We start from the raw sequence: 11570 nt of genomic DNA, 5'->3' as shown, positions 1-11570 counted from the left end.
TTGGCGCGCGCGTCGAGTTCCCGGAAGGTGAGCTGCTCGTCGCGGCACACGACGGCCAGTGCATCGGGCGTGAGGCGTGCCTGGGCGGCGAAGGCGTCGTGGATGCAGGTGTCACGCGCGAAGTCGACGCGCGGGCCGTTCCAGCCCACGAGTAACTGCTGGCGCTCGGTGTCGGTGAGCAGGGGCAGGTTCGCGAGCGTCGTGTCGGGCTTCGCGGCGATGGCCTCCAGCAGCACGCCCAGGTGGCCGGCCATGCGCTGAATGCTCGAGGCGTCGAAGAGGTCCGTGGCGTACGTCAGCGCACCGACGAAGCCCTGAGGCGACTCCTGCAAGCTGAGCGTGAGGTCGAACTTCGAGGAGCGCGTGTCCACTTCCACAGGCTGGAAGGACAAGCCCGGCAGGCGCAGCGCTTCGGAGGGCGTGTTCTGCAGAGAGAACATCGCCTGGAAGAGCGCGCTTCGGCTCAAGTCGCGTGAGTGATGCACCGCTTCGACGAGCTTCTCGAAGGGCAGGTGCTGGTGCTCGTAGGCGGCGAGCGTGGTGCCGCGCACCTGGGCCAGCAGTTCACGGAAAGTCGACTGAGGCTTCAGGTGCGCACGCAGCACCAGCGTGTTGACGAAGAAGCCGATGAGGCCTTCGGTTTCCTCCTGGGTCCGGCCCGCGATGGGTGAACCGACGCTGATGTCGTCCTGGCCGGCGTAGCGCGACAGGAGCACCTGGAAGGCCGCGAGCAGCGTCATGAAGGGCGTGGCGCCCTCTCGCTGGGACAGGGCCTTGAGGGCCTCGGAGACAGGCAGCGAGAGCCGCACGGGCACTGTCGAGCCTCGGTGCGACTGCGTGGGTGGACGCGGGCGGTCGGTGGGCAGCTCCAGCGCGGCGGGCGCTCCGGAAAGCTGCTGCTTCCAGTAGCCGATCTGCGTGTCCAGCGCTTCACCCTGGAGCCACTCGCGCTGCCATGTGGAGAAGTCCGCGTACTGCATCGGGAGCGCGGGCAGCGACGGCGTCCGGCCCGTGCTGAGCGCCTCGTAGAAGGCAGCCAGCTCGCGGACGAGCACGCTCATGGACCAGCCGTCGGAGACGATGTGGTGCATCGTCACCAGCAGCAGGTGCTCCTCGCCACTCAGTCGCACCAGGGCGGTGCGCAGGAGCGGGCCTGCTTCCAGGTCGAAGGAGCGCTGTGCCTCCTGGTTCGCGAAGCTCCGGGCCTCTGCTTCCCGCTGGACTTCGGGCAGGGAGGACACGTCGAGCAGGGGCAGGGTCCACGCCATGGGGGCGTGGATGTGCTGCGCGGGCTCGCCTTGATGCTGGACGAGGGTGGTGCGCAGCGTTTCGTGCCGGGCGACCAGGGCTTCGAAGGCGCGGCGCAGGGACTCCACGTCCACGCGGCCCGTCAGCCGCAGGGCCGTGGGGATGTTGTACGAGACGTCTCCGGGCTTGAGCTGATCCAGCAGCCAGAGGCGCTGCTGCGCGAAGGACAGCGGAATGACTTCCCCGTGCAAGGTGGGCCGCAGCGGCGGTGCCTGGTGCGGGGAGCGCTGGGCCCCTTCGAGCCGCTTCGCGAGCGCTTCCACCGTGGGGGCCTCGAAGAGGGCCCGCAGGGGAAGCTCCACGCCGAAGGCCGCGCGCACGCGCGAGACGAGCTGGGTGGCCAGCAGTGAGTGGCCGCCGAGCGCGAAGAAGTCGTCCTGGACTCCGACGCGCTCCACGCGCAGCACCTCGGAGAAGCACGCGGCCAGCATCTCCTCGGTGGCGTTGCGCGGGGCGACGAAGGCGGAGGCGCGCGGAGCATCGCCCGGTTCGGGCAGGGCCTTGCGGTCCACCTTGCCGTTGGCGTTGAGGGGCAGGGCCTCCAACACCAGCAGCACGGAGGGCACCATGTACTCGGGCAGGTGCTGCTTGAGGTGTGCCTTGAGCACCCCCGTGTCCAGCGAGTGTCCTTCGAGCGCGGTGACGTAGCCGACGAGGCGCTTGTCTCCGTCACTTCCACGGGCGACGACGACGGCCTCGTTGACGCCGGTGGCCGCGCGCAGGGAGGTTTCGATTTCACCCAGCTCGATGCGGAAGCCGCGCACCTTCACCTGGAAGTCGACGCGGCCGAGGAAGTCGAGCGTGCCGTCCTCCAACCAGCGGGCCTTGTCACCCGTGCGGTAGAGCCGTTCGCCTGAAACCGTGGCGAAGGGATGCGGGACGAAGCGCTCCGCGGTGAGGTCGGGGCGGTGCAGGTAGCCCCAGGCAAGGCCAGGGCCACCAACGTAGACCTCGCCCGCGACGCCCACGGGAACGGGTCGGAGGTGCGCATCCAGCACGTAGGCCGTGGCGTTGGAGATGGGGCGGCCGATGGATACCGGGCCGTCCACCACCGTGTCGCGATGCAGGGACAGCGTGGTGGAGAACGTCGTGTTCTCCGTCGGGCCATAGGCATGCACCAGCGTCGAGCCCGCGGCGAGACGGGGCAGGTGCGCACGCATGCGGGCCCAGGGCATGACCTCGCCACCCGTCATGACTTGCGGCACCGCCGCCAGGGCCTCCCCCTGATGCAGGGCCATCTGCTCGAAGAGCGCGGTCGTCAGCCACAACGTCGTCACGCGGTGCTGGCGCACCAGCGTGGTCAACTCCTCCAGGGTGAGTGCGTGCGGCGGTGCGAGGACGAGCTTCGCGCCGTGCAGCAGCGCGCCCCAGATTTCGAGCGTGGAAGCGTCGAAGGCGACCGGGGCGAACTGGAGCCACACCTCTTCAGGGCCGAAGCGCATGAAGGTGTTGCCGAGCACCAGCCGGGTGATGCCCCGGTGGGGCACGCAGACGCCCTTGGGCCGTCCCGTGGAGCCGGAGGTGAACATGACGTAGGCCAGAGACTCGCCGTCCACGTAGACGTCTGGCGCATGCGTGGGCAACGCGGCGAGGACCTCCTGCTGCGCGTCCAGCCAGACGCGGGTGCCGGTGGCGGGCAGCAGTGAGGCGAAGGGCTGATGGGTGAGCACCACCTCGACGTCGGCGTCCTCCAGCAGCGCGGTGATGCGCTCCACGGGGGCGTTGCGGTCGACGGGGACGAAGGCGGCACCGGCCTTGAGGATGGCGAGGAGCGCGACAATCAGGTCGAAGGAGCGCTCGACGGCGAGGCCCACGCGGGCGCCGGGAGTGATGCCGAGAGCGCGCAGGTGGTGGGCCAGTTGGTTGGCGCGGGCGTCGAGCCGAGCGTACGTGAGCGTGGTATCGCCCTGGACAAGGGCCACGGCGCCAGGAGTGCGGCGGGCCTGGTGGGCGAAGTGGACGTGGACGGGGACGTCCATGGGACTGGCAACGGCGGTGTCGTTCCAATCCACCAGCAGGCGCTGACGCTCTTCGGCTCCCAGCAGGGGCAGCTCCGCCACGGACTGCTCGGGCTTCGCGGCCACGGCTTCCAGCAACGTGCGCAGATGGGCGGCCATCCGCTCCACCGTGCTCCGCTCGAACAGCGCCGTGCTGTACTCCAGGTTTCCGACGAAGCCTTGCGGCGAGTCCTGCAACAGCAGGGTGAGATCGAACTTGGCCGAGCGTGTCTCGGTCGCCACCTGCTGGAAGGAGAGGCCCGGGACGCGCAGGTCCTCGATGGGCGTGTTCTGCAGGGTGAACATCACCTGGAAGAGCGGGCTGCGGCTCGGATCCCGCACGGGCTGGATCGCTTCCACCAGCTTCTCGAACGGCAGGTGTTGGTGTTCGTAGGCGGCCAGAGTGGTGCCTCGCACCTGGGCCAGCACCTGCTGGAACGAAGCCTCCGGCGACAGCCGCGTGCGCAGCACGAGCGTGTTGACGAAGAAGCCGATGAGGCCCTCGGTCTCCGCCTGGGTGCGACCGGCGATGGGAGAGCCCACGCTGATGTCGTCCTGCCCGGAGTAGCGCGACAGGAGCACCTGGAAGCCCGCGAGCAGGGTCATGAAGGGCGTGGCGCCTTCACGTTGGGCCAGGGTCTTGAGGGCGTTGGAGACAGGCAGCGAGAGCTGCACGGGCACGGTCGCCCCTCGATGCGACTGCACGGGGGGACGCGGATGATCCGTCAGCAGCTCCAGCGCGGACGGAGCGCCCGCGAGCTTCTCCTTCCAATAGCCAAGCTGCGCGTCCAGCGTCTCTCCCTGGAGCCAGTCGCGCTGCCACGTCGCGTAGTCCGCGTACTGCACAGGCAGCGGTGCGAGGGCGGGCTCCTGGCCCGTCTGGATGGCCGCGTACAGTGCCGTGACCTCCCGGACGAGCACGCCCATGGACCAGCCGTCGGAGACGATGTGGTGCATCGTCACCAGCAGGAAGTGCGTCTCCTCGGACAACCGCACCAGCGCGGTGCGCAGGAGCGGGCCGGCTTCCAGATTGAAGGGACGCTGCGCCTCCTGGTTCGCGAGGCTCCGGGCCTCTGCCTCTCGCTGGACTTCGGGCAGGGAGGACACGTCGAGCAGGGGCAGGGTCCACGCCATGGGGGCGTGGATGTGCTGCGCGGGCTGGCCCTGATGCTGGACCAGGGTGGTGCGCAGCGTTTCGTGCCGGGCGACCAGGGCTTCGAAGGCGCGGCGCAGGGACTCCACGTCCACGCGGCCCGTCAGCCGAAGCGCCGTGGGGATGTTGTACGAGACGTCTCCGGGACTGAGCTGATCCAACAGCCAGAGTCGCTGCTGCGCGAAGGACAGCGGTGTTGCTCCCTCCGTGCGGATCCGGGTGAGCGGCGGCAGGCGGAGGTTCGAGGTGTTGGCGCTGAGGCGCTCTGCGAGCGCGGCCACGGTGGGCGCTTCGAAGAGGGCACGGAGCGGCAGCTCCACGCCCAATGTGCTGCGCACGCGTGAGATGAGCTGCGTGGCCAGCAGGGAGTGACCCCCGAGGGCGAAGAAGTCGTCGTGGATGCTGACCTGCTCGCGGCGCAGGACGAGGGCGAAGACTTCGGAGAGCTTCTCCTCGGTGGGGTTGCGAGGGGCGACGAAGTCCGCGAGGGGTGAGGCGTCGGGCGCGGGCAGCGCCTTGCGGTCCAACTTGCCGTTGGCGTTGAGGGGCAGGGCCTCCAGGGCGAGGAAGGCCGAGGGCACCATGTACTCGGGCAGCCGCTCCTTGAGGAACGCGCGGAGCACGGCGGTGTCGAGCGTTTCACCGGCCACGGCGACGAGGTACGCGACGAGGCGCTTGTCCCCGGGGACGTCTTCGCGAGCGAGGACGACGGCCTCATGCACGGAGGCATGCGCGAGCAGGGAGGCTTCGATTTCGCCCAGCTCGATGCGGAAGCCGCGCACCTTCACCTGGAAGTCGAGCCGCTGCAGGTAGTCCAGGTGGCCGTCGGCGCGCCAGCGCACGACGTCGCCGGTGCGGTAGAGGCGAGCACCGGGTGCGGAGGCGAAGGGGTGGGGGATGAAGCGCTCGGCGCTGAGGGCAGGCTGGCCGAGGTAGCCCCAGGCGAGGCCTTCGCTGGCGAGGAAGAGTTCCCCGGGGACACCGACGGGCACCGGACGCAGGTGGGAGTCGAGGACGTAGGTGCGGGTGTTGGCGATGGGGCGGCCGATGGGCGGGCGCGTGCCGTCATCCCGTGCGGTGGCGGCCACAGGAGTGAAGGTGGCGACGACGGTGCTCTCGGTGGGGCCGTAGTGGTTGAAGAGGGTTGCGGGCACCGAGGCGGGAGGGCCGTGGTGCAGGGCATCGCCGCCCGTCAGCAGGGCGCGCAGGGCCATGGGCTTTGGCCACTCTTCACGCAACACGGCCTCGGCGAGAGGCGTCGGCATGAAGCAGGTGGTGATGGCTTCCGTGGCCAGCCAGCGCAGCAGTTGGGAGGGCTCGGCGCGCACGGCGTCGGGAGGCACGACGAGGCTCGCGCCAGAGGCAAGCGAGGGCCACACCTCCCAGGTGGAGGCATCGAAGGCGACGCCCGCGGTGAGGGCCGTCCTGTCCGAAGGCGCCAGGGAATAGGTGCGCTGGTGCCAGGCGACGAGGTTCATCAACCCGCGGTGGTGCACGGCGACGCCCTTGGGACGCCCCGTGCTGCCCGAGGTGTAGATGACGTAGGCCAGGTCTTCCGCGCCCACGCTCTGCACCGGCAGTGGCGCGCGAGGAATAACGGCTTCCGCCTCCAGGGAGAAGACGCGTGCGGAGAGCGCAGGCAGCGAAGCGCGCAGATGCTGCTGGGTGAGGAGGACGGATGCGGCGCTGTCCTCCAGCATGAAGGCGAGCCGCTCGGGCGGGACACCCGGGGAAATGGGCACGTAGGCCGCGCCCACCTTGAGGGTGGCCAGCAGGCCAGCCACCAATTCCGGGGAGCGCTCCGCGAGGACGGCCACGCGGTCGCCGCGAGAGACACCGGCGGCATGGAGCTGCACGGCAAGCTGGTGGGCCCAGGCATCGAGGCCCGCGTAGGTGAGGCTGCGCTCGCCCATGCGCACGGCCACGGCGTCAGGCGCGCGGCGGGCCTGCTCTGCAACGACGTGGTGGATGCAGGTGTCGCTCGGGAACTCGACGTCCGTCTCATTCCATTCGACGAGCAATTGCTGCTGCTCCGTCGCCGTCATCAGGGGCAGTGAGGCGATGGAGGCATCCGGCTGCCTGGCGATGGCCTCCAGCAGGACACCGTAGTGGCTCATCAACCGCTGGACGGTGGCGGCGTCGAAGAGGTCACTGCTGTACTCGAGGAAGCCGGTGAGGCCCTGGGGCACCTCGAAGAGTGTCAGCGCCAGGTCGAAGCGCGCGGAGTTGCCCTCCAACGGGACGGGCTGGAAGGAGAGGCCGGGCACGCGCAGCGCTTCGGCGGGCGCGTTCTGCAGGACGAACATCACCTGGAAGAGGGGGCTGCGGCTCAAGTCGCGTGAGGGCTGGAGGACTTCCACCAGCTTCTCGAAGGGGACGTGCTGGTGCTCATAGGCCGCGAGCGTCGTGCCGCGTATCTGGGCCAGCAGCTTGCGGAACGAGTCCTCCGGCTGCATCCGCGCCCGTAGCACGAGCGTGTTGACGAAGAAGCCAATGAGGCCTTCGGCCTCCGCGTGCGTGCGTCCCGCGATGGGGGAGCCCACGGAGACGTCGTCCTGGGCGGAGTAGCGCGACAGCAACAGCTGGAACGCGGCCAGCAGCAGCATGAAGGGCGTGGCGCCCTCGCGCTGGGCAAGGCCTCGCAGAGAGCGGGTAAGGGCCGCGGGGATGTTCACCGGCACCGTGGCGCCGCGCCGGGATTGCACGGGCGGACGCGGACGGTCCGTGGGCAACTCCAATGCCGAGGGTGCTCCGGCGAGCTGGTGCTTCCAGTAGCCCAGTTGCGTCTCCAGCACCTCTCCCTGCAACCACTGGCGCTGCCATGCAGCGAAGTCCGCGTACTGCACGGGCAGCGGCGGGAGTGAGGGCTCCTTGCCCTCGCTGAAGGCCGCGTAGCCTGCGGCCAGTTCCTTCACGAGCACGCCCATGGACCAGGCGTCGGAGACGATGTGGTGCATCGTCACCAGCAGGACGTGCGTCTCCTCCGAGAGCCGCAGCAGTGAGGTGCGCAGCAGCGGCCCGTGGACGAGGTGGAAGGGCTGACGGGCTTCGCGCGTGGCGAGCCGCACCGTCTCCGCTTCGCTCGCGGCTGCATCCAGAGCGGACAAGTCTTCAACCGGGAGGGCCCAGGTGGACGGCGCGTGGATGCGCTGGAAGGGCTGGCCTTCCTGCTCGAAGAAGGTGGTGCGCAGGGCCTCGTGACGCTGGACGAGCGCCTCGAAGGCGCGGCGCAGGGCCTCCACGTCCAGGCGCCCTGAGAGGCGCAGTGCGGCGGGGAGGTTGTACGACGCGTCATCGGGCGCGAGCTGATCCAGGAACCACAGGCGCTGCTGCGCGAAGGACAGGGGCTGGGGGCCCTCCGCCCGCGTCCGGGTGAGGGGCGGCAGGCGTGCCGCGGTGCTGGCCTGCTGCACCCGCTCGGCGAGCTTGGCGACAGTGGGCGCCTCGAAGAGCGCGCGCAGTGGCAGTTCCACATCGAGCGCGGCGCGCACCCGGGCTACCAGTTGCGTCGCCAGCAGTGAGTGCCCGCCCAGGTCGAAGAAGTTGTCCTCCGCTCCCACCCTGGTCACGCCCAGCACCTGCGCCCACACCTGCGCCAGCAACTCCTCCGTCTGCGTACGCGGGGCCACGAAGTGCGCCGCCTCCTGCGCCCCGTCCGGCGTCGGCAGGGCCTTGCGATCCACCTTCCCGTTGGGTGTCAGCGGCAGCGCGTCCATCACCACGAAGGCCGCCGGCACCATGTACTCGGGCAGTTGTTCGCGCAGGAAGTCGCGCAGCTCCACGCTGGTCGTGTCCTCGGGCGCCACCACGTACGCGATGAGGCGTCGCGGGTTTTCGCGCACCAGTACCACCGCCGTGCGCACCGCCGGGTGCTTGCCCAGCACCGACTCGATTTCGCCCAGCTCCACGCGGAAGCCACGCAGCTTCACCTGCGTGTCCGCCCGGCCGAGGAATTCGATGTTCCCGTCCGCCAGGTACCGCGCCCTGTCCCCCGAGCGGTACAGCCGCGAACCCGGTGCCCCGTAGGGGTCGGGCACGAAGCGCTCCGCCGTCAACTCCGGACGGTGGCAGTACCCGCGCGTCACGCCTTCGCCGCCGATGTACAGCTCGCTCGCCACGCCCACGGGCACCGGCCGCAGCGCCGCGTCCAGTACGTGTATCCGCACGTTCGCGAAGGGCTTCCCAATCGGTAGCAGCCGGTTGTCTCCCGCCTCCAGCGCGTCGCTCTCGAACCACGTGCTGTCGATGGTGGTTTCGCTGATGCCGTAGGAGTTGATGAGGCGCGTCTTTTCGCCAAGCACCTTCCGGACGCGCAGGTACTCATTCACGTACCAGGCGTCGGAGCCGGCGGTGAGGAGCCTCAGCGCCTCCAGTCGCTGGCCCGTCTCCTCCAGGTGCTGCAACAGCCCGCGCAGCACCGCCGGGACGAACTCCGCGCAGTCGACGTCCTCGGCTTTCATCAACGCATGCAGCTTCTGGGGCTCCAGCAGCCACTCGCGCGGGCAGAGCACCAGCTTGCCGCCCGAGCACAGCGCTCGGGACAAGTCCCCGCCGAAGACGTCGAAGGAGAAGCTCGCCATCTGCAGATGGTTTCGGCACTGCTCCTTCAGCGCGTAGCTTCGCTCCCAGCCCAGGTACGCATTCGCCCAGTTGCGGTGCGACACCATCACGCCCTTCGGCGCCCCTGTGCTTCCGGAGGTGAAGACGACGTACGCGAGGTTCTCCGGCTGCGCCGTCCGGGCCGGGGCCTCGGTGGAGAGGCCCGCGCGTGCGGGGGCCTCCGCGTCCAGCAGGTAGCGCGGGAGGCCTGGGGCCTCCACCGTGCCCTCCAGTGACTGCTGCGTCAGCAGCAGCGACATGCGCGACGCGGACACCATCATCGCCAGGCGGTCCGCCGGGTAGGACGGATCCAGGGGCACGTAGGCGCCACCCGCCTTGAGGATGCCCAGCAGCGCCACCAGCAAGCGAGGCGTGCGCTCCAGGCACACGCCCACCAGGACCTCGGGGCCCACGCCCAGGCTTCGCAGGTGGTGCGCCAGTTGGTTCGCCTGCGCGTCCAGCTCGCCGTACGTCAGTGGCGCTTCCCCCGGGGCCACGACCGCCAGCGCGTCTGGCGTCAGGCGTGCCTGGGCCGCGAAGCGCTCCGCAACCCCCAGCTCCGCGGGCAGCGCCACGTCGGTGTCGTTCCACTCGACGAGCACTTGCTGGCGCTCGGCGTCGGTCAACAGCGGCAGCCGTGTCGCCGTCTCGTCCGGACGGGTGACCGCACCCTGCAGCAGCACTCGCAGATGCCCGGCCATGCGCGCCACGGTGGGCGCGGTGTAGATATCGGTGGCGTACTCCAGGTAGCCCTTGAGGCCCTGCTCCGTCTCCAGCACCTGGAGCGTCAGGTCGAACTTCGCCGTGTGCGTGTCGAGCTCCAGCGCCTCCAGCTTCACGCCTTCCACGACGGCCGCGCCGCGGAAGGACGCCTGGAACGTGAGCATGACCTGGAAGAACGGCGTGCGGCCCTGGATGCGCTCCGGACGCAGCTCCTCCACGAGCCGCTCGATGGGCAGATCCTGATGCTCCTGGGCCCCCAGCACCCTGTCTCGCACCTGCCGCAGGAGGGAGCGGAAGGACGCGCTGCCTTCCACCTGCGTGCGCAGCACCTGCACGTTGACGAAGAGGCCGATGAGTCCCTCCACCTCCCCGCGCGTCCGGCCCGCCATCGGCGAGCCCACCGTCACGTCCTCCTGGCCCGTGTACCGCGACATCAACACCTGCCAGCCCGCCAGCAGCACCATGAAGAGCGAGGCGCCTTCCTGCTGCGCCAGCGCCTTCATCGCGTCCATCAGCTCGCGCGGGAGGTGGACATCCTGTCGGGCTCCTCGGCCATCGCGGATCGCGGGGCGGGGATGGTCGGTGGGCAGCTCCAGCGCGGACGGCACCCCGGCGAGCTGCTGCTTCCAGAAGTCGAGTTGCTTCTCCAGGCGCGGGCCCTGGAGCCACTCGCGCTGCCACACGCCGAAGTCGGCGTACTGCACTCCAAGCTCCGGCAGGGCCGCGGGCAGGCCCTTCGCGAACGCGCCGTAGAGCACCGCCACCTCGCGCACCAGCAGCGTCATCGACCAGCCGTCGGAGATGATGTGGTGCAGCACCACCACGAGCAGGTGCTCATTCGGGCCGGACGTCAGCAGCAGCGCGCGCAGCAGCGGCCCCTGGGCCAGGTCGAAGGGCCGGGCCGCCGCTTCGCGCGCCACGCGCCACGCCTCGTCCGGCGCCGCGCCCGTGAGCTCCTGTCGCTCCAGCGTGAACACCGGCTCCGGCGAGATCACCAGTACAGGCCCGGAGGCGCTCTCGCGGAAGGTGGTGCGCAGCACCTCGTGCCGGCGCACCACCTCGCGCAGCGCGCGCTCCAGCAGGTCCACATCCAGCGGGCCCTCCAGGCGCACCGCCATGGGCACGTTGAACAGGGGGCTGCCCGGGTCGAGCTGATCCATGAACCACATCCGCTGCTGCGCGAAGGACAGCGGCAGCGGGCGCGAGCGGTCCTGGACCGGGATGAGGCCGCGCACCGCGTTGCCAGGCGCCGACTTCTGCGCGGCCATCTTCTTCAACAGCTCAGCGCGCTTTTCCGGGGAGAGGTTCGCGATCCGCTTCGACAGCTCGTTGCTCATCTCATGTACTCCGCACTCGGGAACGCCACCACGCGCGAACGCCACCCAGGCCCGTGGTGGGTTTCGCGAGAACTCCGACCTGCTTCATTTGCCGGTTTGACGCCCTGCGCCGCTCTCCCGGGAGAGGCGCAAGGGTGGGTCAAATTCACGGTGGTGAGATTATTCCGCCGGCAAGCGGCCTGTCATGGGGGCGCCTTGAAGCCCACTCGAATAAATCCAGGTATTTGCCGGATTGCGCTGGTTCCCTGAAGGTGGGGACGGAAGGACGTCGGATGTCCTCCCGAGGGAAACCTGCCCCCCGGGTCGCCGCCTCGAATGAGGGGGGAGCGGCCGCTCCTGACGCGTCATCACCGCCCGCTCCGGGCACCCGGGAGAACGCCCGAGCCCACGTCCGGCCCCGGGGCGCCGTGAGAACGGGGCCGCCAGGTGGAAGGATCTCCCTCCCCCTGGCTC

1 protein-coding gene is annotated in these 11570 nt (G+C 69.8%); it reads right to left on the bottom strand.

Annotation, left to right across the window (positions count from 1 at the left end; all coding sequences use genetic code 11):
* Positions 1–11117 (bottom strand): non-ribosomal peptide synthetase (locus D7V93_RS26425; RefSeq protein ID WP_120646036.1); only part of this gene is annotated, 11117 nt, incomplete at its 3' end.
* Positions 11118–11570 lie beyond the last annotated feature (453 nt).

Source organism: Corallococcus llansteffanensis, from assembly GCF_003612055.1.
Lineage (GTDB): Bacteria > Myxococcota > Myxococcia > Myxococcales > Myxococcaceae > Corallococcus > Corallococcus llansteffanensis.
The sequence above is the reverse complement of the archived record's forward strand: the minus strand, read 5'-3'. Positions and strand labels throughout refer to the sequence as shown.